Source organism: Mobiluncus mulieris ATCC 35243 (assembly GCF_000160615.1).
GTDB classification, from domain to species: Bacteria; Actinomycetota; Actinomycetes; order Actinomycetales; family Actinomycetaceae; genus Mobiluncus; species Mobiluncus mulieris.
On the sequence record NZ_GG668520.1, the window covers coordinates 219,005 to 244,429 of the forward strand.

Consider the following 25,425-nt stretch of genomic DNA (forward strand, 5'->3'; position numbering starts at 1 on the left):
CACCCGCCACCCACCCGCACGCCAAACAAAAAAGGCAATTGGAAATTACAAATGTTTGGCGAGGCACGCGATGCGGGCTAGATCGTAATTGAGCGAAGTGATACGATTTCCAGATGATTAGCCATTTGAAGGTTTCGCCTACAGGCATTTCTGACTGTAGGCGAAACAAAAATATTCATGAATACTAGCACCACACTAGGAGGTGTTCCAAGTAAGGCTAAAAGCGTGCTTCTGAATGAGAATTAGAAATCTGAGATGTATTCTTAGTGTCGCGGTGAATGTATCGCCAAATTGCAACAGCAAAAACAACTACTACAACCACGGTTACGATACTAAGAATGATTCCGAAAATACTTGTTACGACTGCCGCTTGCATACGTTAATCCTTTCGATGCGACGAGTAAATCAATTGTGGGTTGTATACGCAGAAGAGCCATCGACATTGACTTGCATCCAAGCCGTCCACCCAGCTGGGAAGCCTTTAAATGCGACATCAAAATCAGCCGATAAGCGCACCTGCGTGTTACTTATACGATCAAATCTGAAATTGGTCATAAATCCGCACAAGATGCGATGATTGTACCTGCCATAGTCAGTAATTTTGCTTCCCTTTTGACAGGTTCAACTCGTGGGTTCATGGAATCCAACATGTGCCCAGCTTTATACCTTTTAACTAGGTTCTGTACTGTGTCCTTTTCGACGCCGTAGCTGATGAACTCCGTGAGTATTGAAAATTCTTCCGTTTTCGTCAACTGAACCACATCATCAGTTTGTCATTGTCTTATCCTTTCAATTTTTCCGTCACCTATGACGGGTGGGTAGGTTATGAATCTGAGTACCTGTCTACGTCTTATCAGGTACTCATACCTCATAATGTACCATAGTCTTTCCACGTCAGACAACAGTTCCGAGGCCAAAAAATAGCCGCTACTCTAATTTTTTAGTAGCAAAAAAACACAGCGGTTGTATCGAGCCTGCGCAATTTCATATCTTTCACATAATCCGGCCTCGAAGCGGTGATGCAGGGCAGCAGGTGGGCTGGTGGTGCATGATTCTTTATGTTTCACGTGAAACATTTCGAGTTTTATCGAGCGAGGCGGACCCGCGAGCCGCCAGGCGTAGGTGACGGACTGCACCCGCGAGCGGTCAGAGCGCAACAAACACAGGTGAACCTTCAGGGAGCAATAGCAGGTTATAAGTTAGGAGTGTTTAGTGAGGTGCGCAACGCGGGTGATTTCACCGGTAACCGGGGTGACCACTTCGAGGATTTCGGGGAAAGTCACGTGGCATTTACGAAACACGTTATGCTGTTTCGCCGCCTCGACCTCGCCGGCCACGGATTCACCTTTCAAAAACAGCATGGTTCCTTTGGATCGCACCAGGGGTGCCACCCAGCCCAGCAAGGTACTCAGGTTCCCTACCGCCCGGGCGGTCACAAAGGGGAAATGTTCTTTCCCGTGTAAATCCTCAGCCCGAGCTCGCAACACTCGCACATTATCTAAGTCGAGTTCCGCACTGACCCACTCTAGCCACTGGCAGCGTTTATCCATGGACTCGATTAGGGTCACATCCAAATCCGGCCGGGCGATAGCCAGCACCAGACCGGGCAGCCCGGCACCGCTGCCTACGTCAGCTACGGAAGTACATTCGGGCAGAAAATCACTGAGCACCGCGCAATTCAAAATATGGCGCGACCAAATCCGCGCGGGTTCTTTGGGTCCGACCAACCCGCGTTCCAGGCCTTCGTGGCACAGCAGTTCCACGAAATAGCGCATGGCATTGCGTTGAAATCCAAAGTAACTGCCGACCCCTTCGGGTTCCACCTCGGGATAAATTTCAAGGGAGTTGGCCGCATCCTCCGGATGGCTACTCATGAATCCGATTCCGCGTCGGTGGCTTCGTAATCCGCATCGTCACTGTCGGCTTCATCGAGGGAAAGCACCACATAGCGGTTGGGTGCCACCCCTTCGGATTCCGAATAGAGACCCAGGGCGGCGGCCGCATCGTGACAGACCTTACGTTCGAAGGGATTCATCGGGGCGAGGCGCACCGGCTCGCCGGTATCCTTGACCTGGGCGGCTTTCTGTTCCACCAGGGCTTGCAGTTCATCACGGCGATCCGCGCGGTAACCGATAACATCGAGCATCAACCGGGAACGCTCCCCCGTCTGGGTTTGCACCGCCAGGCGGGTGAGCTCTTGGAGGGATTCCAGGACTTCCCCGTGACGACCCACCAGGCGACGCAGACGCCGGTCAGGTTCCCCGTCAGTGACGATTTCAACCAGGGCACGCCCGTTTTCCACGTCTATCTCGATATCCCCATCCAAGTCAGCGATATCCAGCAATTCCTCGAGGTAGTCGGCCGCAATATCGCCTTCAGCCTCGAGACGCTCTAACTTAGTGCCGCGATGCGCGACGATTTCGGTTTCTTCTTCGATGATTTCAATATCGTTCATATCATCAATGGCAGTCATGGTAATCCCCGGTTTCTCTTGTGTAACTAGTGTGATGTATTCCTCTTGTTGTTTTTCTGCTTCTGTTTCTTCTTCTTGGCTTGACGTTCAGCGGCGCGTCGTTCGGCTTGTTTCTGGGCACGCTGGGCGGCAGTCAGTCCATCTTTCCCGACGACATCCTCGCGAGCCGCCTCGGTTTCGGCACGTTCCTCGGCCATATCGGCTTCGAACTGGGCTTTGTACTGTTCCCACCCCTTCTGGCCGGGCTGCATCCGCTGCCCCGCCGTGTTCCCCACAGCATCGACAGTGCCCAGGTTTATCTCGGGTAATCCCAGTTCCATGCGGTGTTTTTCCAGTAAATGAATGTGGTTCAAGCGGGCTTGACGAATCGCCACCTGGACACCCTTGTGGTTAAGGCCTTCCTCGTTAAGTTCAATGCGTTCGAGTTCAGCCGCCAGTTTAGCTTCTTCCTTTTCGCGGAAGGCTTCGAATTTCTTTTCATGAGCTGCCTCGCGCCACTTCGCGGCAGCCGAACCGCGAGTGGGGAAAGCGCGCATAATAAAGAACTGCTGCAAAATCATCCAGGTATTAGAGGTCACCCAATACACCAACAGCCCAACCTGTACCACCGGCCCAGTAAACAGGTACATCAGCGGCATCAGGTACATCATAGACTTGGTGGATTTCACCATGGGATTGTCAGAATTCAACTGTTCTTGACTCATGTTCTTCATAGTCAAAAACGCGGTTTGGAACAGCATTGACAGCACCAAATACGCCACCATTATGCCAACCACAATCTTCGTCGACATTACGGATCCCGGCCCGAACATGGTCAAACCCAGTGATTGCCCAAAAAAAGTGGAATGCCACAAATCTTGGGCTTGTACTTGCCCCATCCCACCGATGGAATCATGCCCCGGCAGCACCCCATCCGCAATGGGTTTCATATTGTACAAAAGTCGGTAAAGCGCAAAGAAAACCGGCATTTGAAACAGTATCGGCAAGCAAGAGGCACTCATAGAGGCTCCGTATTTACGCTGTACCGCACGGGTTTCCTCTTGCATCCGAATCATAGACTGCTGGTCACGTTTACCCTTGTACTTCTTTTGGATGGCGCTCATCTCAGGTTGTGCCAAGCTCATAGCACGGGTGGCCTTGATTTGCTTCACGAACAGGGGCACCAGCAGCAAACGCACGAAAACTGTCAAGCCCACAATTGACAGTACCCAGCCGACTCCAGCCCCGCTGCTGACACCAGCCAGGGCTAGCAATTCGTGAATCCCGCGCATAATCCAACCGATAACCCACATAAAGGGATAGAGAATCTTGTCGTAAAGCGCAAGATTACCGGGTCCCGCAGCGGGAACAATAGTTAGCAACACGGCAGAACCTCCGAGAATTTACCGTCACGCACGGCAGGGCTTTCAGCGTAGGCGGCAGCGGTGACAGAACCAGGGGCATGCCACGGGTTTTTCCACGCTCCACGCACCGGTGGGTAGTCGACCCCCCCGTCGCTCAGGGGGTTGCAACGCATGAGGCGCCATCCGATAAGCAGCAGCCCTTTGCCCAGACCGTGCACTTCCAGAGCAAGGTCGGCATAGCGAGAGCATGAAGGGTAATATTTGCATCGCGACCCGATTACTAACGAGAAACTATGCTGGTAGAGATGCACCAGAAAACGAGCGCTATTGGCCGGGAGATGCCAAATGCTTCTGCATAAATGTGTTACGCTCATCGTTCTCAATTCTTTTGCTGGGGGCGTTGCCAGCCTGCTATAAGTGATTCTAGCTGACTATCAAGTTCACTGTATGCTACTTTATCGGCGGCGGGTCGAGCTAGGAAAACCGTCAGACTGCCAGGGGGAAATTCATCTAAATGTTCGCGTACTGCTCCCCGCAGCCGGCGCTTCACCAAGTTACGCCTAGTGGCTAGTCGTACCGACTTCTTGGGCACCACCAAGCCAATCCTGGCGGGATAGCTAGAATCTTGCCAGTATTGAAAACCAATGAAATGCCTTTGGGTGCGGCGCTGCCCGCGTCGCATCACCAGACGATATTCAGTGGCTTTCACCAAACGGTTTACTTTGGCCAGCAAAACCTAGACCGCGAGTTGCTTCCGGCCGCGACGACGACGCGCGGAAATCACGGCGCGCCCGGCGCGGGTAGCCATGCGGTTGCGGAAACCATGCTTCTTAGCACGGCGACGGTTATGTGGCTGGTAGGTACGCTTAGTCACTTTCACTCCTGCATAAAATATAATCCCGAGAACTTTCCCGAGCCTCAAGTTGGTCACAAGACAGACCCCAATTGTAGTGAATAAGCCGCCAGCGGCGCAAATTTAGGTGAAAGCCACCTAAACTTGCGAGGGCACCCCCAGGAAAAAAAATTCGCTAACACCGCAGGACACCCGGAAGTTACAAGCGTGTAACTTTATCCACAGACTGTGGAAAACTTTGTGGATTTAAGAATTTATGCCAAGCTTTAGACAGATTTTCTCCCGTCGCAGTGAAAGGTGTGTTAACTTGGTCGCTTCTGGTACCTCCACATCCTATGAAGCCGGGGATTTCTTAAGTCCAGCCCTGGATGAACTCCGGGAATCCGGGAAAATTAGTGATTTTGATTTGGTGTTACTGCGCCAATCCAAGGCCTTGGCACACAACGAAGATGCCGCAGTACTGGCGGTGCCCGGGACGATGGTCAAAGGCATTATTGATGCCAAGTACACCCCGGATTTGAAAGCCGCATTTTCAAAAATTTTGGGTAAAACCATCAATAACCTGGTAATCACGGTTGATGAAGGCCTGGTAAAACAGAATTCCGCCACCACACCGGGCGCCACCCCGAAAAATATCGGGATAACCTCACCGCTTACGTCGCCAAACGGGATGGCACCTCGTGAAAACAACCCCAACCTCGAAAACCCCAACCCAAACCCGTCCCTAACCACCCCCAATACCACCCCCACAGGCAACCTGGCCAACCCCGCCACCATCCCCGCCCCGATACCAGCCAGTATGCAAATCGACCGTAACACCGGGCTAAATCCCATGTATACCTTCGAATCATTCGTGATTGGATCGTCGAACTCGTTTACGGCCGCCGCCGCCGAATCCGTGGTAGTTTCACCCGCCCAGGCCTATAACCCGCTGTTTATCTATGGCGGTTCCGGCCTGGGGAAAACTCACCTGTTACACGCCATCGGTAACTATGCCCTGGAACTGTATCCCCAGGCCAAGGTGCGCTACGTGTCCTCTGAGGAATTCACCAATGACTTCATCAACGCCATTGCCACCCAGACTTTCCCAGAATTGCAAGCCAAATATCGGGAAGTGGATTTCTTGCTGATTGACGACATCCAGTTCCTGCAAGGTAAAGAACAAACCCTAGAGGAATTTTTCCACACATTTAACACCCTGCACACCGCGCGTAAACAGGTGGTGATTACCTCGGATGTGCCCCCCAAGGAACTGAAATCCTTCGAGGAACGCATCAAGAGCCGCCTGGAGTGGGGGCTGCTGACCGATATTCAACCGCCGAACCTGGAAACACGCATCGCGATTTTGCGCCGCAAATCCGCCCAGGAGAATCTGCAGGGCTACGACGACGCGGTCTTGGAATACATTGCCTCGAATATTTCTTCGAATATTCGCGAACTAGAAGGTGCCCTGTTGCGGGTTACGGCCTATGCGGCTTTGTCGGGTGGTGGTTCCGTGTCGCTTGACACCGCGAAAGAGATTTTGCGCGATTTCATTACCGGGCGCAACACCCGCGACATCACCCCACAGATGATTATTGAACAGACCGCGCAGTATTTCGGGTTGGAGGTTGACGAAATTATGTCCACCGACCGGTCGCGTACCGTGGTTAATTCGCGCCAGGTCGCGATGTATTTGTGTCGGGAGTTGACCGAGTTATCGCTGCCGAAAGTCGGCGAGGCTTTCGGGGGGCGTGACCACACGACGGTGATGCACGCGGTAAAGAAAATCGAAAAAACCATCAACGAGGATTCCCAGACATACCAGTCGATTACCGAGATTACGAACCAAATACGGCGCGCTGCGGTGCGCGGGTGAAACTCAAAGAGCACCACCGCCACCGCGCGAAGGCGTTAAAAACACCCCTAATTTGGCCGTTTCCGAATTACCTTAAACAACGTAGCCGCAAGCATCACGGGCAAAGTCCAGGTATGGTGGGGTTCATGAGGTGCATACCAGGATTCCCCGCAAATTGCCGTAAATCTGTCTTTATCTTTAATTCCTCGGATTATTTTCCCCAGCTTGTGGAATCACCCGGTGGAAACCTGGGGATGACGGTGGAAAAACCCTTGGGAAAACTTGTTGATAAGCCTGTGGGTAAGTGGGGGTTGGCTTGGGGAAGAATCTGGGGATAACTTTACTTCCACAATTCGACCCCTGAAACCACGGTTTTATCAACATAACCACACATTTGTAGTTCTGAGCCGTAGCCAGAAAAAATCGGGTTTTCCCCAGGATTCACATGCCCTATGACAATTACAATTCTTTAAAAAATTTTTTTACTGCGACTCTCCAACAAAGGACCGCGTGTTATAGGCTAGGCTTGAATAGCTTTGAGAACCCTTGGAGGAATCGTGGAATTAATCTTGAATCGAGAGGTCTTAGCCGAGGCGGTAGCGTGGAGTTCCCGCACCATTTCCCAGCGTCCTGCCGTGCCGGTTATGGCCGGGGTGCACATTGCGGCCACCAGCGCCGGGGTGGAATTCGCGTCCTACGACTACAATGTTTCGGCTCGGGTCACCGTTGAACCCCTCGAGCTCATAACCGAGGGCACGGTGGTGGTAGATGGCAAGCTCCTGAGTGAAACCGCTAGAGCCTTGCCGAATAAAATCTCCGAGGTAAGTTTCAAAACCGAAGACAATTACCTGCACATCACCTGTGGGTCATTTCACCAACAACTGTTGGTTATGCCCGAAGAAGACTATCCGCAGTTACCGCAATTGCCCCAGGTCGTCGGTCAAGTCGATGCCGAGGTGTTCTCTCATTCCATCTCGCAGGTTTCCATCGCGGCTTCGCGCGATGAAACCTTGCCGCTTTTAACCGGAATTTCTCTCGAGATTCGCCCCGAGAAACTCTGTGTTCTGGCCACTGACCGCTATCGTATGGCTTTGAAAGAAATCCCCTGGCAGGCCACAAATCCCCAGATAAATCAGGATTTGGTGGTAAAGGCTAAGAATATTGCGGACGCGGCCAAGAATATTGCCAGTAGTGGCAGTATTTCCCTGGCAGTGGACGGAGAGGATGAGTCCTCGGCGCTGGTGGGACTCTCGGCCGGGGGGCGCTTGTTCACCAGCCAAGTCAATGACGGAAACTATCCCGATGTGCGCCGGATTTTCCCCGAGCCGATTAATATTGTGGCCGTGGTGAAAGTCAGTGATTTCGTCGCCGCCGCTAAACGTGTTGCGATTGTTTCCGCCAATCTTTCCAACCAGCAGATAACCCTGTCATTTACCCAAGGTACCCTCGAGTTCCGAGCCGGCAGCGGTGGGGAAAACACCGCCACCGATGCGATTCCAGTGCAGCTAAACGGCGCGGATATCTCGGTGTCTTTCAATTCGCGGATGCTCATCGAAGGGTTATCGGTGGTGGATGAACCCTATGTGCGCCTGTCCTTTAAAGACGAAACCAAACCGGTGATAATCACTGGACAAAAAGAAGAAACCGGGGATGATAGCCTCGACTTCCAATACCTGATTATGCCGATTCGCACTGCCATCTAGCCACCCCTTCCGCCTTCCCACCGGTTTTAGGTGGGTTTCGGGGCTAAATTTCGGGTTTTTCAGGAGGACTAGTGTTTGTCACCAACCTGGCTTTGGACTGGTTTCGCAGCTATCGACAACTGGTTATCAGCCTGGAGCCGGGGGTTAACGTGTTCCTGGGAGCCAACGGTCAGGGCAAAACTAACCTGGTAGAAGCCTTGAATTATCTAGCCGTGTTGTCCACGCACCGAGCCGGCAACGATGCGGCGCTGATTTTTCGTGGCACCCCCGAGGAAACCCCGCATGCCGGGATTATTCGCGCCCGGGTCAGTCCCGGCATCACCCCCGAGCCGCGCAGCGACCTGCTGGAAATCGAGATTGTGTCAGGCAAAGCCAACCGAGCCATGTTGAACCGACACAAGGTGCGTCCCCGTGACCTGGTGGGACACCTGTCGACGGTGTTGTTCGCCCCCGAGGATTTGGAGCTTATCAGCGGTGACCCGGGGGTGCGACGCAGTTTTTTGGATCGCATCGCGCTGCAGTTGCACCCGGTGTTGGCGGGGGTGCAGGCGGATTTACACAAGACCTTGCGCCAGCGCGCGGCTTATCTGCGTGATGTAGCGCGTCGTCATGAGGTGCTAGACGAAATCCAGCTTGAAATTTGGGATGATGCCCTGGTGCCACTTTTCGCTAAAGTGATGCGTTCGCGCCAGGACATAACTTTGGAACTCCAGCAGCTTTTACCTGGAATTTACGCCCAAATCGCCGGACAAGCCCCTCATGAATCCGAAACAAACCCCAACGAAGCCACCCCGACGGCCGAAAACCCCGTCACCGCGAGGATGACATATCGAGACAATGTAAGTAAAACCTTGGGAATAGATGCTTCCGCGCGTCAAATCATGTTTGCCGATACTGCGGTTTTAGAAACCCAGATTCGCGCGGCACTGCGGTCGCGCCACCTTGACGAGGCGCGGCGCGGGGTAAACCTTTGCGGGACACACCGCGATGACCTTGAATTTTGCCTGCATGATTTTCCAGTCAAAGGCTATGCTTCGCATGGAGAAACCTGGTCTTTTGCCCTGGCCTTGCGCCTGGCTGAATTCTATTTGCTGCGGCAACGTCTGGGGGATGCCCCCGTATTGTTATTGGATGATGTGTTTGCTGAATTGGATTCACACCGGCGCGCTGCCATATTGGGGGCTATCGAGGCGGCCGATCAGGTGTGGATTACCAGCGCTGTCGGCACTGAACTCCCCGAGGATTTACACGCCCAAGTGTTTCGGGTGGTACTCAATCCCCAGCGAGAAAGCCAGGTTTTACCCCAGCCGTTTGGCAACAACCCCGACCCCAGCGAAACCATCACCCCTTTTGGAAGGCAGGACAGTGATGACACAGATTGACTATGCAAAGGGATACCCTCGGATGCGCGCGAAACTGCCGCGCCAAATTCTGGCTAAATACCAAGAGATTATGTTCAAAATGGGGTTCTATCCCCAGGCCGGCCAGGTGCGCGGCTTCGGGGGAACCGGGGCGCGACCCAGTGATGCCCTCGATATACAAAGCGAACTCGACAGGGAATATCGCGAGAAAATGGCGGTTCGCCTAGGGGTCAAGCCCGAAGAATTACGGAAATTCATTGCCGATAATCCCGGCGTGGCGCGGCTGGGAACCGGGGCGCGACCCAGCCGCTATGATCCGCAACCCTTGGGTTTTCTGGGGAAACACTTCGTGAAACGCCAGGGTTGGCAGCGAGCTTTGGATATTCAAGAGGTCATGAGTCGCTGGTCGGAATATGTCGGATCGGAGATTGGTGCACACACTAAAATCGAGAGTTTCGAGGCCGGGAAACTCACGATTCGTTGTGATTCCACCGCTTGGGCGACCCAGCTCAAATGGCTGATACCGCAAATCGAAAAACGCCTGGCCGAGCGTCTTGGGTCGGACACAGTCAAGCAAGTAATCATTCGCGGCCCGGTAGTCCCTTCGTGGAAACACGGCCGCCTCTCGGTTCCGGGTCGCGGCCCGCGTGACACCTACGGTTGAATTTCCATGGCCGGATTTATTGATTCTCTGCTTTGCGGCTTCTTCGCCGCTAGCGCAAGCGGCGGTTTAAAACCCGTTTTACGGGTTAAAGCCGCGAAAAGGGGGTTTTTGTGGCGCTGAGGGGCATTTGGTTTAAAAAAGTGTAGGATTATGGAGGCGGGTACGCCGGTTAGAGAGGCGAGCGTGCCGCAAACGAGCGTGCCGCAAACAAGGAGAAACTGTGAGCGATTTTGAAAAGCCCGAGGAACACTACGATGCTGCGGACATTACCGTACTGGAAGGCCTGGAAGCCGTGCGGGTACGTCCCGGAATGTATATCGGTTCCACCGGGGAACGCGGCTTGCACCACCTGGTTTACGAGGTCGTGGACAACTCGGTGGATGAAGCCCTGGCCGGGTATTGCGACCATATTGAAGTAACCCTACAGGCCGACGGCAGCGTGAAAGTCTGTGATAACGGGCGTGGAATCCCCGTAGCGGAACACCCCACCGAGCATCGCCCCACCGTGGAAGTAGTGATGACTATCCTGCACGCCGGCGGGAAATTTGGCGGATCGTCCTATGCGGTATCCGGCGGGTTGCATGGCGTGGGTATTTCGGTGGTCAATGCGCTGTCCACCAAGGTTTTAACCACCGTGAAACGTGACGGCTACGAGTGGCACGTGGAATTCGGCAACGGCGGGCAGGTCACTAAACCTTTGGAGCGCGGGAAAGAAACCACTGAAACTGGCACCGAACAGATTTTCTATCCCGACCCCGCGATTTTCGAAACTGTGGAATTCGACTATGAAACGCTGCGAACCCGTTTTCAACAGATGGCTTTCCTGAACAAGGGTCTGCGTATCACCATCACGGATGAAAGACCCAATGTGACCGATGAAGGCGATTTCGTCACGGGGGATGCGGATGTGGATGCGGATTCCCCCAAGGTTGGACACCGCCATGTCAGTTATTGCTATGAAAACGGCCTGCATGACTATGTGAGTTTCATTAACTCCACCAAGAAATCCGAGGTCGTCCACCCGGAGGTCATCGACTTCGAGGCCACCCAGGATGACTCTATGGCCTTGGAAATCGCCTTGCAATGGACGGGAGCGTATTCCGAATCGATTTATACCTATGCCAACACGATTAACACCACCGAAGGCGGCACCCACGAGGAAGGCTTCCGCTCCGCGTTGACCTCTCTGATGAACAAGTATGCCCGTTCGCTGGGGGTGCTAAAAGATAAGGACGAAAACCTTTCGGGCGACGATTGCCGCGAAGGGCTCACAGCCGTGATTTCGGTGAAACTGCGCACCCCCCAGTTCGAGGGTCAAACCAAAACCAAACTGGGCAACACCGAAGCTCGCACTTTCGTGCAGCAAACCGTGTATTCCCAGCTTGGCGACTGGTTCGACGCACATCCCACCGAGGCCAAGGCTATCTTACTTAAAGCCCAATCCGCCCAGATTGCCCGCAACGCGGCGCGTAAAGCGCGTGATGCGACCCGGCGTAAAACCGCCCTGGATTCGTTTTCTATGCCAGGCAAACTGCGGGATTGTTCTTCGCGGGATGCCTCGCAGTGCGAAATCTTCATCGTCGAGGGTGACTCCGCTGGGGGTTCGGCGGTGGCGGGACGTGACCCCGCCCATCAGGCGATATTGCCGCTGCGCGGCAAAATCTTGAATGTGGAGAAAGCCCGGCTGGACAAGGCCTTGGATAACAAGGAAATCCAGTCGCTGATTACGGCTTTCGGTACCGGAATCGGGGAAGACTTTGACTTGAGTAAACTGCGCTATCACAAGATTGTGTTGATGGCGGATGCGGATGTGGACGGCCAACATATCGCCACCCTGCTGTTGACCCTGCTGTTCCGCTATATGAAACCACTGATTGAGGAAGGCCACGTGTTTTTGGCCACCCCGCCGCTGTATCGTTTGAAGTGGTCGAATCGTCCCCACCAGTTTGTTTATTCCGACAAGGAGAAAGATAAACTGTTGGATATGGGTTTGGAAGGCGGAGGGCGCCTGCCGAAAGAAGGCGGGATTCAACGCTACAAGGGTCTGGGCGAGATGGATCCCAAGGAATTGTGGGAGACCACCATGGATCCCCAGGTTCGATTGCTCAAGCAGGTCACTATGGACGAAGCCGCCTCGGCTGACGAAACGTTTTCCTTGTTGATGGGCGAGGACGTGGCCTCGCGCCGGTCGTTTATTCAACGCAACGCCCAGGATGTGCGTTTCCTTGATATTTGAAACTTTTTTGGTGGGATTGGTTTCATGAGGGGCGTGTCGAAAATGGCACCTCATGAACCCAAAACCGCCTGACATAAATTCGCAACTCGAAGGAAAGAAACCGTGGCAGATAACGAAAACAACCCCAGCGAAACCAGCAACGACTCCGGCGCGCCCATCGTCTCGGAGGTCGAAGCCTCGCGGGTCATGCAGGTTGACCTGGAAAAAGAGATGAAGAAGTCCTATCTGGACTATGCGATGAGCGTGATTGTCGGGCGCGCTCTGCCCGATGTACGCGACGGTATGAAACCTGTGCATCGGCGCGTGATTTACACCATGTATGACGGGGGGTACCGTCCCAACGGCGGGTTTTCCAAGTGTGCGCGCGTGGTTGGCGACGTTTTGGGGCATTTTCACCCCCACGGGGATTCCTCGGTTTACGACGCGCTGGCTCGCCTGGTGCAACCCTGGTCGATGCGCTACCCCCTGGTGGCCGGGCAAGGGAACTTTGGTTCCCCCGGCAACCTCGGGCCCGCTGCGCAGCGCTATACCGAATGCAAGATGGCGCCGCTGGCGATGGAGATGGTGCGTGACATCGAAGAAGACACGGTTGACTTCATGGACAACTATGATGGGCGCAATCAAGAACCCACCGTGTTGCCCTCTAGGGTGCCGAACCTGTTGATGAACGGGGCGGAAGGCATCGCCGTGGGGATGGCCACCCGGATTCCCCCGCACAACCTGCGTGAAATAGCGGATGCCGCCCTGTGGTATTTGGAAAATCCGGAAGCCAGCCGCGAGGAACTGCTAGAAGCCGCGATGCAACGCATTAAGGGACCGGATTTCCCCACGGGGGCGACCATCCTGGGGCGGCGTGGCATCGAGGATACCTACCGGACGGGACGCGGGTCTATCGTGCAACGCGCGGTGGTTAATGTAGAGGAACTGCATGGGCGCACGTGCCTGGTGGCCACCGAGCTGCCGTATCAAGTCAACCCGGATAACCTGTTGATGAAAATCGCGCAACTAACCAAAGACGGCCAGTTGCAGGGGATTGCGGATATTCGCGACGAAACCTCGGATCGGGCTGGCACCCGCTTGGTGGTGGTGTTGAAGCGCGATGCGGTGCCGAAAGTCGTGTTGAACAACCTGTATAAACGCACCCAGCTGCAAGATGCTTTCCCCGCCAATATGTTGGCGCTGGTAGATGGGGTGCCGCGTACCTTGTCCCTGGATGGGTTTATTCACTATTGGGTGGTACACCAGGTGAATGTGATTCGCCGGCGCACCGAATTCCGGTTGCGCAAAGCCCAGGAACGCCTGCATATTTTGCAGGGTTACCTGGCGGCTTTGGATGCCCTGGATGAAGTGATTGCATTGATTCGCCGCTCGCCCACGGTAGAGGATGCTCGGGTCGGCTTGATGGATTTGCTTTCGGTCGATGAAGTACAGGCCGACGCGATTCTGGCTTTACAGCTCCGGCGGCTCGCGGCTTTGGAACGGCAAAAAATCTTGGATGAACACGCCGAGTTGGAAGCGAAGGTCGCTGATTTCCAGGATATCTTGGCTAAACCGGAACGCCAGCGCGCGATTGTCAGCACCGAGTTGGCCGAGATTGCCAACAAGTGGGCGGATGAACGCAAAACCGCGATTGTGCCTTTTGCCGGGGAAATGTCAGTCGAAGACCTGATTCCCGAAGAAGACATGGTGGTGACTATCACTCGCGGCGGCTTCGCCAAACGCACCCGCGTCGATGCCTATCGCTCCCAACGCCGGGGTGGCAAGGGGGTCAAAGGCGCGCAGCTGCGCGAAGATGACCAGGTGGAACACTTCTTTACGTCGTCGAGTCATGACTGGATTTTGTTCTTTACGAACTTTGGGCGGGTTTACCGCGCGAAAGCCTACGAGATTCCCGAGGGCGGGCGTGATTCCAAGGGTCAGCATGTGGCGAATCTGCTGGCCTTCCAGCCCGAGGAACGCATCGCCCAGGTGTTGCATATTTCTTCTTTCGAGGATAAAGAATACCTGGTGTTGGCGACCAAGCGCGGGTTTGTCAAAAAAACTCACTTGACCGACTATGACACGAACCGCACTGGCGGGTTGATTGCTATTAAACTGCGTGAGGATCCGGAGGGTGAACCCGACCAGCTGGTTTCCGCCGTGCTAGCTGATGATACCGAAGATTTGATTTTGGTATCCCGCGATGGTCAGTCCCTGCGGTTTACTGCCAGTGACGACCAGTTGCGACCCATGGGACGATCCACGTCCGGGGTGACCGGAATGCGGTTCCGCGACGATGACGAACTGTTAACCATGGACGTGGTGCGTCCCGGGGCGGATTTGTTCGTGGTGACCGAGGGTGGCTATGCCAAGCGCACAGATTTATCCGAATACCGCGTCCAGGGTCGCGGCGGCCTGGGGATTAAGGTCGCGAATCTGGTAGAGGCGCGCGGAAAACTGGTAGGAGCATTGGTTACTGACGAGGAATCCGAGGTGCTGGTGATTATGGCCGGCGGTAAAATCGTGCGATCTAGGGTGGACGAAGTGTCCAAGACCGGGCGCAACACCCAGGGCGTGATTTTCTCGCGAGCCGACGGGGATGACCGGGTTATTGCGGTAACTTTGAACGTGGATAATTCTGGGGATGAAGAAGAAACCGATTCAGAAAATCTTTCTGAGGTGGACACACCCTCGGTTTAGCACTGTAAAATTAGGGTAAAAACGGATTGAGACCGCTAAAGCCAGGACTTAGACTGGAAACAGCACCCCGGGAGGCAACTAATGACAAGGATTAAGCCCAACAAGGCCAGCAAAGGCGACGCCTTGGTGCCACCACCCCCGCCACCCGCAGACTCTGTCCCGGCAGACGAAACGACCGTCAACCCTGATACCAGTTCTAATCTTTCCGATACCACCGCTGGTTCTGATACTTCCACCCTCGGTTTAACGGAAAACCCTGGCGGGTCGACAGAAAATCCCAAGCCAACCACCCCGACGGACTCAACGGCGGGTGCCACCGCTGGTGAGACGCAAAGTGAAGTAAAGAGCGAGGCGACTGGCGACAATCCCGACTTTGCCACGGATTGGAAAAAACTCGCCCTTGGCGATGACTCCGAGAATATCGACGGCCCGGTTTCCCCTTATCAGCTAGAGGAATCACCCGCGACCCCGTCCGCCTCGTCGCCGTCCGCCGCCGGGGAGTTTACTGGTGGGGTCGCGGTTCATGAGGTGCCATCCTCGACGGCGCCCGAACCGGGTCGCGACCCGGTTGAAACCGGGGATACGGCTCCAAACAGTCTTGACGCTGTTCCCGAAATCCCGGCGGGGATAAACCCCGAGATTACGCCAGACACTGCATTGGCACCTCATGAAACGGTACCAAGCCCGAAACCACCAACCCCCGCCGAAACAGACCCCGCCGAACGCGAAAAACGTGCCCAAGAACGTGCCGCCGCCCGCGAAGCCAAACGCAAAGAACGCGCCCAAAACAAGGCCGCCGCGAAAGCCAAACAAGCCGCCCTGAAAGCCGAATTCGCCCAAATACCCGACGCGCGGCGGGTGAAACTGACCCTGACGCGGATTTCACCCCTGTCCGCCACTAAAATCGGGTTCCTGGTGGCGGTCGCCCTGGCGCTGGTGCAATTGGTGGCGGCCGGACTGCTGTGGATAGTGCTGGATATGCTGCACGTGTTTTCCTCGATGCAGGGCTTCCTGCAGGCGCTATCCGCCACCGCCTTGGTAAGTCTGATGGATACCCTGCAACTGTCGCGGTTCCTGGCATTGGTAGCGTTAAACGGGGTGCTGCAGATTTTGATATTCACGGTGCTGACCTGGCTGGCAGCAGTGATTTATAATATCATCGCCCGGATGGTGGGAGGGCTGCACGTAGTGCTGACTGACGACTGATGAAACCGACAAAACCGACGAACCCCAAGAAAAGGATAGGAAAATTGGATAAACAATCCGCAAACAAAGCCGAGCATGCGGACGCGATGTCGCGTCCCATCACGCTGTCTTTCGTGATTCCCTGTTACAACTCTGAAGACTATATGGATGCGTGCGTGTCCTCGATGCTGGGTGCCGGGGAAGACACCGAGATTATCATCGTTGACGACGGTTCCACCGATAAAACCGCAGAAAAAGCCGACCGCTGGGCCGAACACATGCCCGACACGATTCGCGTTATCCACCAGGAAAACTCCGGGCACGGCGGGGCGGTTATGGCGGGGATACGCGCGGCGCGCGGCGAGTACTTGAAAGTTGTAGACTCCGATGACTGGCTGGATCGGGTGGCGCTGAACCTGTTGATGGCGAAGTTGCGCACGTTTATTGCCCACAAGCAAGGCGTTGACCTGGTTGTGTGCAACTATGTTTATGAACACGTTTTGACCGGCTCGCGCAAAGTGATTCGTTATCTGAAAGCCCTGCCGATGAACAAGATTATGGGCTGGAACTCTGTCCGGCGCTTTGGGGTGGGGCAAAACATCTTGATGCACTCGGCGGTCTATCGCACCCAGGTGCTGCGCGATTCCGGGATGGAAATGCCCAAGCACACGTTCTATGTGGACAATATTTTCGTCTATGTGCCCCTGCCCTATGTAAAGAAGCTGTACTACTTGCCGGTCAACCTGTACCACTATTTCATTGGTCGCGAAGACCAGTCCGTCAACGAGAAAGTCATGCTGGGGCGTTTGGATCAACAGATGCGGGTCACCAAGATGATGGCCGAAGCCTATGCCCTGCCAGACGAGGTACGCAATCCCCACCTGGCGCGCTATATGGAAGGTTTCCTGGCTTTGATAGTCACCGCGTCTTCGATTTTCGCGGTGTTACGCGGGGATCGTGAAGCGCTGCGGATGCGCGACGAAATGTGGGAAGCCATCGAGGCCAAATCCCCGAAGATGGCCGCGATGCTGCGCCACAACCCGCTGGTGTGGGGGGCGAATGTGAAGAACCCCGCCGCGCGTTCGGTACAGGTTAAGCTCTACCGTATCGCCCAGCGATTGTATCGGTTCAATTAACGGCATCAGGCTGTGGATATCCTGTGGAAAGCGCTGGTGGGGGGAGCCGAAAAACTGCGTGTCGGCTCGCTTGATTTTAAACCTTAATGTGTGCTAGAGGCGGCCGGGATTGGATGTTTATGCAGGTCAAAACACATTTAATGGTTTAAAGATTAAATGGACGCTTTAAGGTTTTAAAAAAATTGGCCGCAGAAAAATAATTCACAATCCCTGTGGAAAACATGTGGGGATTTTTGCTAAAGCTCACAAGGATTGGCACCTCATGAACCCGAAAGAACCACGCAACCGCCGGGCAATCCACAGGAAAACCCACAAACAATCCACAGGAAAACCCACAGTTATCCACTTACTGTTCACCTGTTTTCCACGAATCATGTTTGCTTTTGACGCGGAATCCCGCTAAGTTGAGCCCAGAAAGGAAACCCGTGAGCGAAACCACCGTACTTGACCGTGTCCCCCCACATAACCTGCTGGCCGAGCAATCCGTGATTGGGGCAATGATTCTGTCAAAAAACGCCATCGCCGATGTCTACCAGATTCTGCAAACCACGGATTTCTATGAAACCAAACACCAAGTCATCTTCGACACCATTATGGATCTGTATTCGGCCGGTGATTCCGTCGACCCGCTGACCCTTACCAGCACCCTGGAAAAAACCGGGAAACTGGGGCAAATCGGGGGGCTTGACTATGTTTACACCCTGACCCACGTGGTGCCCACCTATGCCAATGCCAGCTATTACGCTGAAATCGTGCGCGACAAGGCAACGCTGCGCGGCCTGGTGGAAGCTGGGACACGAATCACCCAACTGGGCTGGGCCTTTGATGAAGGCGATGCGAAAGACCTGATAAACACCGCCCACCAAGAACTCGACCGGGTGTCACAACGACGCACCTCTGAAGACTACAAGGCGCTTAAAGACCTGATTCCACAGGTCACCACCGAAATCAGCAACACCGAACCAGACCCCAATATGGTACGTACCGGTTTCCGCGACTTCGATACGGAAATCCAGGGGTTGCGCCCCGGCCAGATGATTATCGTTGCCGCCCGCCCCGGGATGGGGAAATCCACGTTTTCGCTGGATATCTGTCGCTATGCCGCGATACATGAAAACAAGACCGCCGCGATATTCTCGCTGGAAATGTCGTATGCCGAGATTATTAAACGCTTGATTTCGGCGGAGGCCTCGGTGCCGCTGTCGGCGATAAACGCCGGGGTGTCATCGGCGGATGGCACCCAATCCCAGGCCTATTGGACCAATATCGCCAATGCCACCAACCGGATGTTCGAAAAACCCCTGTATATCGACGACTCGGTAAACCTGACGATGCCCGAGATTCGCGCCAAATGTCGGCGTTTAAAATACAACCACGATCTGTCGATTGCGGTGGTCGATTACTTGCAACTGATGAAAGGCCGGGGCTCCGCCGAATCGCGCCAACAAGAAGTTTCCGAAATTTCGCGTTCCTTGAAATTATTGGCCAAGGAACTGGAAATCCCGATTATCGCTGTCGCCCAGCTGAACCGTGGCCCGGAATCCCGTACCGACAAGAAACCTATGATGAGCGACCTGCGGGAATCCGGATCCTTGGAGCAGGACGCGGATATGGTGCTGTTACTGCATCGCCCCGAGGCCTATAATCCCGATGATCGCCCGGGTGAAGCCGATTTGTATGTCGCTAAGCATCGTAACGGTCGCACCGGCACAGTTCACCTGACTTTCCAGGGGGCGCTGTCGCGTTTTGTGGATGCGGCGCGGGTGGACCCGGGTGGTATTCCTCCACAGGAGGAATACTAAGGAGTTCCGGCTAAAACGCTCCACTGGAGCGTTTCTTAACGCCTTCGCGCGGTGGCTGCGGTGCTCTTAGGGCTTTGCCCATGCACCGCAGCGCCCACACCTCGCTAGCGAAGGCGCGTGGGGAAGGCGGACGGTGAAGAGCCTATGGGTGCTCGTAGTTTCCCTTAGAAACGAAGTTTCTTAGGGACAGAGCGGGGCCCCATTAGCTAGAGCCGCCGCCGACCACACGCCGAAGCGACACAAGCAGCCAAGCGACACAAGCACCTCATGAAGCAGCCAAGCAACACAAGCAACAAAGAACGCGCCGGGAAAGGCGCAAAGACAGCGCCAGAAAGGCGCAACAAAGACTGTGCGGGAAAGACTGTGCGGGGGTGGCCGTACACCACCCCCGCACAGCGTAGAACCAAGGTTCTTTTCCTACCCTGATTCTACGTAATCACAGCGGTGTGGGCATAGATGATGCCGCTGCCTGGTTCATCTGGATTCCTGGGTGCAAACCCTAGATTTCAGATTTTTAGATTGATGATGAGAAAAGGTGGTGCCGGGCGTAAGTCCGGCACCACCGCTTTACGTTAAACTCCAAAGGGCTTATAATGGATGTAAATTTTACGTACATTGGATTTTACTGAGGTGATGGCGATGGGAACTTCCGCAGCAGCGAGGATTAATTTCCGCACCGATGCAACCACGAAGCGAGCGGCCGAGCAATTATTCGGCGAACTCGGATTGGACATGTCTACCGCGCTCAATATGTTCTTAAAACAGTCCATCCGCGAGCAGGCTTTGCCCATTCGCCCTGCGATTTCGCACATACCTAACGCAACCACCATGCAGGCTATCGAACATGCCGAGGCCATCCGCAAAGGAGAGATTCCCGAAGACGGGGCAGTATTCGACAATGTCGACGATGCCGTAAAATTTCTGGATACCCTGGTATGAATGTTGTCTTTGACACGCGGTTCCAAACTGACCTCAAAAGAGTAGCGCGCTATCAACCCAATATCGTATATGAATTGCGCGAGCTAATTGATGCTATAAATGAATTAGGTGAAATCCCGGCAGTATATAATTCTCATTTATTGATTCAACCGCGCGGCAACTACACCGGCTATTGGGAACTACACGCGAAGCTGCTGAAGTGTGCCGCAGCGGACAACCCCCAGCGACGCGACGTTGCTACAGCCGGCGTCACAGCACCCGCAACATAAACAAAATACGATATCCGATGTAATAAAAACATTACATCGGATGCGATATTTTGTATCCTAGGCGCGACTGCACTGCCGGGGGTGTCCCTAATGGTGGAAAAATGGCCTGGTCGCGGTAATCAACCCAGCGTTTATCCAAACCAATCCTCCCGAAGACGAAAAGTCCCCGGCCATTTGTGCATAGCCCGAAAGTCAGAGGCTCGGCTGGGGCACTATCGCCTCTATTATAATTTATTTCCGGGATTAAAGCCGAGCATCCAAAAACCCGAAATCTCACTTTTTCGGCCAGCGCGACGCTAGGAATGCGAGATGCGCTGGCGCAAGGCCGCTGCGGAACCGGGATTAAACCAGGCCATCGGCACTTCCATCATGGTGAAAGCCCCCGCCCAGCCGTGTTCGCCGCCCCGGAAAGCCGCGCGCGCGGCGGAAGCCAGCACATAGGCGGTGAACTCGGCGTTGTCGTCCATGTCAACTTCCATTTTGATTTGCTCGTTGATGCCCTGTGAAGTTGAACCCCGGGATATCACCAGCCCGGCGTGGGTGCGCCGCGAATGAAACTCGCGCATCTCGTCGGGACCCACGAAGGTCACATGCGTGTCGTAATCCTTGAACCAGCCGGGCATGTTGAGGATGCGTTCGCGCAACTGATCGTGATCCACCCGGTCCTCGGCCACGATATACACATCCAAATGATGCAGAGCTTTGCGGGAATCGTCCCACACCGGTTCATTGTTCAGCACGGCCATCAGGGGTTCTTCTTTCGGCACCTGATAGACGGCCGCGTCCAGCACCCCGTCGAAAGCCTTGGCGGCGTTCGACCATTGCATCGAAATGCCGCGTCCCCAAAAGGTCCACAATTTCGACTTGGGAAAGAAGCCCTCGGAGACGGTGCGAATCAGGGACATGAAACCCGGTTCCCAGCCGATGGCACACAGGGAAACGTGTTTCGCACTGCGCGCAGCCGCATCCAGTTTCTCGAAGTATTTTTCGAAGGGCAGGTAAACCGGCTGGAACACGGGTTCTTTCACGAAGGCCGGCAGGGTCATGCCGTATACTTCCGTGGTTTCCTCGGCTGGTTGGTTTTGATTTGTGTCGGCCGATTTTTCGATTGGCTCCAACCCGGCTTCCGCGTCGCGCCGGGCGTTGCGTTCGGCCAAGTCTTTGGCCAGGCGCTGCAGTTCCTCGAGGCGCAGTTGTTTTTCGGCTTCGACTTCTTCGGGTGTAGGGGGGTCGCCGCGCAGCGGGTGGGAGTCCACGGTGTGGAAGTATTTCGCGACCATCGGTGCGACGTCTTGCAGACCCGTCCCGAAAGAGTCGCAGCAAATCATTACGTCGATTTTCCCTACGAAATCAGCGACATCCTTGGTGGGATAGACTTTCGCCATCGAGTTTTGCAGTTTTGCGGGGTCTCGTTTCGAAAAAATCGCCACGAGTTCCATGTCTTTTATTTTGGTGACCGCTTTGGCGGTGGCTTTTCCGATAACACCGAAGCCAACAACGCCCACGCGGATTGGTTGGTCGCTTTCCATTGTTCCTCCTCTGTGAGTGGCGTAGCTTAAGTTAATTTTAGCTTCATGAGGTGCTTTTTTGGGGAATCCGGCGCATATGGCAATAAAACAACTCTGGGTTTTGGTAAATCTGGCCGGTTTTCGAGGGTGATTCCGGATATAGAAGGTAAAAATCCCAGGTCAGAGCGCCGCGAGAGTTTAGAGCCAATTTTGGGAAATAACTTGTTTTAGGCTTCCCATATGGTAGAGATTCGAGTTCACGGGCGCGGCGGGCAAGGCGTGGTGACCGCCGCCGACTTGATGGCTTACGCAGCCTTCGCGGATGGCCACCACGCCCAGGCCTTCCCGTCTTTCGGTTCGGAGCGCACCGGGGCTCCGGTGGTCAGCTACTGTCGGATAGAAGACCGCGAAATTCGTTCGCGCGAACCGATTTTGCAACCCGACGTGGTGATTGTGCAAGACCCGACCCTGCTGGCGATTATGAACCCGTTTTCCGGGTTGAAACCCGGGGGTTACGCCTTGGTGAACTCCCAGAAATCCCCCCACGAACTGGGTTTGGACAAGGTAGTGAGTTCCCTGCCCGAGGGGCATTTCCGCACCATGCCGGCCACCGAGATTGCGATAGAGATTCTGGGTCGCCCTATGCCGAACGCCGTGATGCTGGGGGGGTTGGCCTCTTTGACCGGCATTGTGAAACTGGATTCGGTGTCCGACGCGATTCGGGAACGTTTCAAAGGCAAGGTGGGGAACCTCAATGTCGAGGCCGCTGCTGCCGCCTATAAATACTTAAAAGGGGAAGAGGAAAAAACATGCTGAAACAAATCGAAGGTTCCCAGGCGATTGCCCGCGCCGTGGCGGCGTGTCGTCCCAATGTGATTTCGGCCTATCCCATCAGCCCGCAAACCCACATTGTAGAGGCGCTCTCTGCCTTGGTGAAATCCGGGCAACTGGAACATTGCGAATACGTGAATGTGGAAAGCGAGTTTTCTGCCATGAGCGCCTGTATCGGGGCTTCCGCCGTGGGGGCTCGGGCCTATACGGCGACTGCCTCGCAGGGTTTGCTTTATATGGTAGAGGCGGTTTATAACGCCTCCGGGCTGGGGATGCCGATTGTGATGACGGTGGCGAACCGCGCTATCGGCGCACCTATTAATATATGGAATGACCACACGGATTCCATGAGTCAGCGTGATTCGGGGTGGCTGCAACTGTTTGCCGAAAACAACCAAGAGGCCGCTGACCTGCACGTTCAGGCCTTTCGGATTGCCGAGGAACTCTCGATTCCGGTGATGGTGTGTATGGACGGGTTTATTTTGACCCACGCCGTGGAACAGGTTGACCTGCCCGAACAAGACCAGGTCGACCGTTTCCTGCCGCCCTATGAGCCTCGGCAAGTTCTGGATCCCGATGACCCGATTAGTATCGGCGCGATGGTCGGACCGGAAGCCTTTACTGAAGTGCGCTACCTCGCCCACCACAAACAGATGGAAGCTCTGGAGCTGATTCCCCAGGTACAGCAGGAATTCAAGGAAATCTTTGGACGGGATTCCGGCGGCCTGGTTCACCCCTATCGCTGTGAAGATGCGGATGTGATTGTCACCGCCTTGGGTTCGGTGATTGGCACCATTAAAGACGTGGTGGATGAACGCCGAGAGAAAGGCGAAAAAATCGGGGTGTTGGGGATTTGCTCGTTTAGACCCTTCCCCCTGGCGGCCGTGCGTGAAGTGCTGCAAACCGCGAAAATCACGGTGTCCTTCGAGAAGGCGTTTTCGGTGGGTATCGGCGGAATTGTTTCCACACAGTTGCGCGCCGCCATGAGGGGCCGGTCATTTACCTGCTATGACGTGATTGGTGGTCTGGGGGGACGCAATGTGACCAAGAAATCCTTGAACGCCATGCTCGACGATGCGATTGCCGGGCGGCTGCAACCCTTGACCTTCCTAGATTTGGACATGCAACTCGTGAACGCCGAACTGGAACGCGAACGCACCACCCGCCGATCCGGACCTATGGCCGAAAACGTGATGCGCGACGCCGTGGAACGCACCAACGCCAACCTGGCCGCCCAAGGCGAGAGACCACCGGCCGACAAAGTCGGCATCGCCCGGGTGGCCGCGCCCTCTACCAGGGCAGACGCTATCAATGTTTTACCGGAAGGGAATAACTGAGATGACTGAAAACAATACGACCAGCGAAACCACGGGAATTCGTCAATCCCAGGCCACCGAGATTCCCGCGCGGGAACAAGTCAAGTTCTATCAGGTCGGATCCTATGCGATAGGTAACCGCCTGGCCGACCTGAAGTGGCGCTCCTGGCAATCCAGCCCGCACCGGAAGAACTCGCTGACTTCCGGGCACCGCGCCTGCCAGGGTTGTGGGGAAGCCCTGGGGGCACGCTACGCGGTGGATACGGCCTCGGTGGTGGCCAATAACCGTATTATTGCTATTAACGCCACCGGCTGCCTGGAAGTGTTTTCCACCCCGTATCCGGAAACCGCGTGGACGATTCCCTGGCTGCATTCCTTGTTTGGGAACACGGCGGCGGTTGCGTCCGGAGCGGCCGCAGGCTTGCGCGCCATGGGGAAACCCGATATTCGGGTTATCGCCCAAGGCGGGGATGGGGGCACCGTGGATATCGGGATGGGATGCCTGTCGGGCATGTTCGAACGCAATGACGACGTGTTATATATTTGCTATGATAACCAGGCGTATATGAATACCGGAGTGCAGCGTTCCGGCGCCACCCCACCCACCGCCCGCACCGCCACCACCCAGCCGGTCGGGCCGCGCCCCGGCAACGTTTTCACCCAAGGCAAGAATATGGCGCGCATCGCGATGGCGCACGAGATTCCCTATGTCGCCACCGCCACCGTCGCCGATCTGCGTGACTTGGAATACAAGGTAGAAAAGGCCATGAGTTTCCGGGGAGCCAGGTACATTCACGTCCTGGTGCCCTGTCCGCTGGGCTGGGGCTCGAATTCTAATTTGACCGTGACCCTGGCTAGATTAGCCACCCAAACCGGGCTGTTCCCCGTTTTTGAAGCCGAAGGCGGGGAAATCACTTCGGTAACCAAGATTCGCCGTCCCGTGCCCGTCGAGGAATATTTGCGCCCCCAGCGCCGGTTCGCGCATATATTCAAAGGCCCGGGATCCGAGGCCTTGATTGCGCGCCTCCAGGCGATAGCCGACCGCAACATCAGCCGCTACGGTTTAGTCGAAATGGATGCCCTGGACGAAGACGTGCAGCGTCGAATTCTGCAAGCACCTCATGATCCCACCGGACGGTTCGCCGCCGCGAGAACCTGCCCCGCCCCAATACCCACCAAACCACCCAGCCCGGCACCGAGCATCGCGCCTAACTCTGCCCCCGGCGCCGCGTCGCACGGAAGCGCGTCACCCACGCCACAACCCGTCCCCAGCGCCTCCTAGGAAAGGAA

The 25,425-nt window shown here is 55.1% G+C and carries 22 protein-coding genes; 14 read left to right on the plus strand and 8 right to left on the minus strand.

Going from position 1 to position 25,425, the window contains the following annotated elements; genetic code table 11:
• Nucleotides 1–1,199 precede the first annotated feature (1,199 nt).
• The 6 genes from rsmG to rpmH are packed head-to-tail and all read right to left on the minus strand — an operon-like array spanning nucleotide 1,200 to nucleotide 4,690.
• The gene (rsmG, locus tag HMPREF0577_RS08880; RefSeq protein ID WP_004013498.1) at nucleotides 1,200–1,874 is read right to left on the minus strand and encodes a 16S rRNA (guanine(527)-N(7))-methyltransferase RsmG; all 675 of its coding nucleotides are present in this window, start codon (nucleotides 1,872–1,874) and stop codon (nucleotides 1,200–1,202) included.
• A complete protein-coding gene (locus HMPREF0577_RS08885; RefSeq protein ID WP_004013499.1) occupies nucleotides 1,871–2,473 on the minus strand; it encodes a Jag family protein in 603 nt (200 codons plus the stop codon). The genes rsmG and HMPREF0577_RS08885 overlap by 4 nt, the downstream gene beginning before the upstream one ends.
• A gap of 26 nt (nucleotides 2,474–2,499) precedes the next feature.
• Nucleotides 2,500–3,837 carry a membrane protein insertase YidC gene (gene yidC, locus HMPREF0577_RS08890; protein ID WP_004013500.1) on the minus strand — a complete coding sequence of 446 codons (1,338 nt, stop codon included), beginning with the start codon at nucleotides 3,835–3,837 and terminating at the stop codon, nucleotides 2,500–2,502.
• On the minus strand, nucleotides 3,828–4,190 hold the full coding sequence (gene yidD, locus HMPREF0577_RS11190) for a membrane protein insertion efficiency factor YidD (RefSeq protein WP_081443338.1): 363 nt from the start codon (nucleotides 4,188–4,190) through the stop codon (nucleotides 3,828–3,830). The genes yidC and yidD overlap by 10 nt, the downstream gene beginning before the upstream one ends.
• Before the next feature lie 5 nt (nucleotides 4,191–4,195).
• Nucleotides 4,196–4,525: a ribonuclease P protein component gene (rnpA, locus tag HMPREF0577_RS08895; protein WP_248613778.1), complete on the minus strand. Its 330-nt coding sequence runs from the start codon at nucleotides 4,523–4,525 to the stop codon at nucleotides 4,196–4,198.
• A gap of 27 nt (nucleotides 4,526–4,552) precedes the next feature.
• Nucleotides 4,553–4,690 (minus strand): 50S ribosomal protein L34, encoded by a 138-nt coding sequence (gene rpmH / locus HMPREF0577_RS08900; protein ID WP_004013502.1) that lies wholly within the window; start codon nucleotides 4,688–4,690, stop codon nucleotides 4,553–4,555.
• A gap of 235 nt (nucleotides 4,691–4,925) precedes the next feature.
• Between rpmH and dnaA the strand changes: the two genes are divergently transcribed.
• From dnaA to HMPREF0577_RS08940, 8 genes are all read left to right on the plus strand, one after another.
• A complete protein-coding gene (gene dnaA / locus HMPREF0577_RS08905; RefSeq protein ID WP_004013503.1) occupies nucleotides 4,926–6,527 on the plus strand; it encodes a chromosomal replication initiator protein DnaA in 1,602 nt (533 codons plus the stop codon).
• 536 nt (nucleotides 6,528–7,063) lie between these two features.
• Nucleotides 7,064–8,209 (plus strand): DNA polymerase III subunit beta, encoded by a 1,146-nt coding sequence (gene dnaN / locus HMPREF0577_RS08910; protein WP_004572096.1) that lies wholly within the window; start codon nucleotides 7,064–7,066, stop codon nucleotides 8,207–8,209.
• A gap of 71 nt (nucleotides 8,210–8,280) precedes the next feature.
• Complete coding sequence (recF, locus tag HMPREF0577_RS08915; protein ID WP_004013507.1) at nucleotides 8,281–9,591, plus strand: DNA replication/repair protein RecF; 1,311 nt, start codon at nucleotides 8,281–8,283, stop codon at nucleotides 9,589–9,591.
• A complete protein-coding gene (locus HMPREF0577_RS08920) occupies nucleotides 9,578–10,234 on the plus strand; it encodes a DciA family protein (RefSeq protein ID WP_004013509.1) in 657 nt (218 codons plus the stop codon). Before recF ends, HMPREF0577_RS08920 begins: the two co-directional genes overlap by 14 nt.
• 220 nt (nucleotides 10,235–10,454) lie before the next feature.
• The gene (gene gyrB, locus HMPREF0577_RS08925) at nucleotides 10,455–12,470 is read left to right on the plus strand and encodes a DNA topoisomerase (ATP-hydrolyzing) subunit B (protein WP_004013510.1); all 2,016 of its coding nucleotides are present in this window, start codon (nucleotides 10,455–10,457) and stop codon (nucleotides 12,468–12,470) included.
• Between the two features lie 102 nt (nucleotides 12,471–12,572).
• Nucleotides 12,573–15,149 carry a DNA gyrase subunit A gene (gene gyrA / locus HMPREF0577_RS08930; protein ID WP_004013511.1) on the plus strand — a complete coding sequence of 859 codons (2,577 nt, stop codon included), beginning with the start codon at nucleotides 12,573–12,575 and terminating at the stop codon, nucleotides 15,147–15,149.
• Nucleotides 15,150–15,230: 81 nt separating this feature from the next.
• A complete protein-coding gene (locus HMPREF0577_RS08935; protein WP_004013512.1) occupies nucleotides 15,231–16,355 on the plus strand; it encodes a DUF3566 domain-containing protein in 1,125 nt (374 codons plus the stop codon).
• Between the two features lie 44 nt (nucleotides 16,356–16,399).
• On the plus strand, nucleotides 16,400–17,470 hold the full coding sequence (locus tag HMPREF0577_RS08940; RefSeq protein ID WP_231282842.1) for a glycosyltransferase family 2 protein: 1,071 nt from the start codon (nucleotides 16,400–16,402) through the stop codon (nucleotides 17,468–17,470).
• Between the two features lie 243 nt (nucleotides 17,471–17,713).
• On the opposite strand, the gene HMPREF0577_RS12010 is transcribed toward HMPREF0577_RS08940, so the two are convergent.
• The gene (locus HMPREF0577_RS12010; protein WP_255312836.1) at nucleotides 17,714–17,845 is read right to left on the minus strand and encodes a hypothetical protein; all 132 of its coding nucleotides are present in this window, start codon (nucleotides 17,843–17,845) and stop codon (nucleotides 17,714–17,716) included.
• Nucleotides 17,846–17,895: 50 nt separating this feature from the next.
• On the opposite strand from HMPREF0577_RS12010, the gene dnaB reads away from it, so the two are divergent.
• From dnaB to HMPREF0577_RS08960, 3 genes are all read left to right on the plus strand, one after another.
• Entirely contained in the window at nucleotides 17,896–19,272 is a 1,377-nt protein-coding gene (dnaB, locus tag HMPREF0577_RS08950; protein WP_004013514.1) for a replicative DNA helicase, read from the plus strand.
• Nucleotides 19,273–19,905: 633 nt separating this feature from the next.
• Nucleotides 19,906–20,211 (plus strand): type II toxin-antitoxin system RelB/DinJ family antitoxin, encoded by a 306-nt coding sequence (locus HMPREF0577_RS08955; protein WP_004013516.1) that lies wholly within the window; start codon nucleotides 19,906–19,908, stop codon nucleotides 20,209–20,211.
• A complete protein-coding gene (locus tag HMPREF0577_RS08960; protein WP_004013517.1) occupies nucleotides 20,208–20,480 on the plus strand; it encodes a type II toxin-antitoxin system RelE/ParE family toxin in 273 nt (90 codons plus the stop codon). Before HMPREF0577_RS08955 ends, HMPREF0577_RS08960 begins: the two co-directional genes overlap by 4 nt.
• Before the next feature lie 296 nt (nucleotides 20,481–20,776).
• On the opposite strand, the gene HMPREF0577_RS08965 is transcribed toward HMPREF0577_RS08960, so the two are convergent.
• Nucleotides 20,777–22,009, minus strand: coding sequence for a diaminopimelate dehydrogenase (locus HMPREF0577_RS08965; RefSeq protein WP_004013518.1), 1,233 nt, complete (start codon nucleotides 22,007–22,009; stop codon nucleotides 20,777–20,779).
• A 219-nt stretch (nucleotides 22,010–22,228) separates the two neighbouring features.
• On the opposite strand from HMPREF0577_RS08965, the gene HMPREF0577_RS08970 reads away from it, so the two are divergent.
• Genes HMPREF0577_RS08970 through HMPREF0577_RS08980 form a run of 3 tightly spaced genes read left to right on the plus strand, consistent with a single transcriptional unit; the run spans nucleotide 22,229 to nucleotide 25,417 of the window.
• On the plus strand, nucleotides 22,229–22,804 hold the full coding sequence (locus HMPREF0577_RS08970; protein WP_004013520.1) for a 2-oxoacid:acceptor oxidoreductase family protein: 576 nt from the start codon (nucleotides 22,229–22,231) through the stop codon (nucleotides 22,802–22,804).
• Nucleotides 22,798–24,156: a 2-ketoisovalerate ferredoxin oxidoreductase subunit alpha gene (gene porA / locus HMPREF0577_RS08975; RefSeq protein ID WP_004013521.1), complete on the plus strand. Its 1,359-nt coding sequence runs from the start codon at nucleotides 22,798–22,800 to the stop codon at nucleotides 24,154–24,156. Before HMPREF0577_RS08970 ends, porA begins: the two co-directional genes overlap by 7 nt.
• A gap of 1 nt (nucleotide 24,157) precedes the next feature.
• Nucleotides 24,158–25,417 carry a thiamine pyrophosphate-dependent enzyme gene (locus HMPREF0577_RS08980; RefSeq protein ID WP_004572137.1) on the plus strand — a complete coding sequence of 420 codons (1,260 nt, stop codon included), beginning with the start codon at nucleotides 24,158–24,160 and terminating at the stop codon, nucleotides 25,415–25,417.
• Nucleotides 25,418–25,425: the final 8 nt, after the last annotated feature.

What these genes read in the sequence shown, in the direction of transcription:
- rsmG (WP_004013498.1), bottom strand. Translation starts at nt 1,874, where the DNA reads ATGAGTAGCCATCCGGAGGATGCGGCCAACTCCCTTGAAATTTATCCC.
- HMPREF0577_RS08885 (WP_004013499.1), bottom strand. Translation starts at nt 2,473, where the DNA reads ATGACTGCCATTGATGATATGAACGATATTGAAATCATCGAAGAAGAA.
- yidD (WP_081443338.1), bottom strand. Translation starts at nt 4,190, where the DNA reads ATGAGCGTAACACATTTATGCAGAAGCATTTGGCATCTCCCGGCCAAT.
- dnaA (WP_004013503.1), top strand. Translation starts at nt 4,926, where the DNA reads ATGCCAAGCTTTAGACAGATTTTCTCCCGTCGCAGTGAAAGGTGTGTT.
- HMPREF0577_RS08920 (WP_004013509.1), top strand. Translation starts at nt 9,578, where the DNA reads ATGACACAGATTGACTATGCAAAGGGATACCCTCGGATGCGCGCGAAA.
- HMPREF0577_RS08935 (WP_004013512.1), top strand. Translation starts at nt 15,231, where the DNA reads ATGACAAGGATTAAGCCCAACAAGGCCAGCAAAGGCGACGCCTTGGTG.
- HMPREF0577_RS12010 (WP_255312836.1), bottom strand. Translation starts at nt 17,845, where the DNA reads ATGATTCGTGGAAAACAGGTGAACAGTAAGTGGATAACTGTGGGTTTT.
- HMPREF0577_RS08955 (WP_004013516.1), top strand. Translation starts at nt 19,906, where the DNA reads ATGGCGATGGGAACTTCCGCAGCAGCGAGGATTAATTTCCGCACCGAT.
- HMPREF0577_RS08960 (WP_004013517.1), top strand. Translation starts at nt 20,208, where the DNA reads ATGAATGTTGTCTTTGACACGCGGTTCCAAACTGACCTCAAAAGAGTA.
- HMPREF0577_RS08965 (WP_004013518.1), bottom strand. Translation starts at nt 22,009, where the DNA reads ATGGAAAGCGACCAACCAATCCGCGTGGGCGTTGTTGGCTTCGGTGTT.
- HMPREF0577_RS08970 (WP_004013520.1), top strand. Translation starts at nt 22,229, where the DNA reads ATGGTAGAGATTCGAGTTCACGGGCGCGGCGGGCAAGGCGTGGTGACC.
- porA (WP_004013521.1), top strand. Translation starts at nt 22,798, where the DNA reads ATGCTGAAACAAATCGAAGGTTCCCAGGCGATTGCCCGCGCCGTGGCG.
- HMPREF0577_RS08980 (WP_004572137.1), top strand. Translation starts at nt 24,158, where the DNA reads ATGACTGAAAACAATACGACCAGCGAAACCACGGGAATTCGTCAATCC.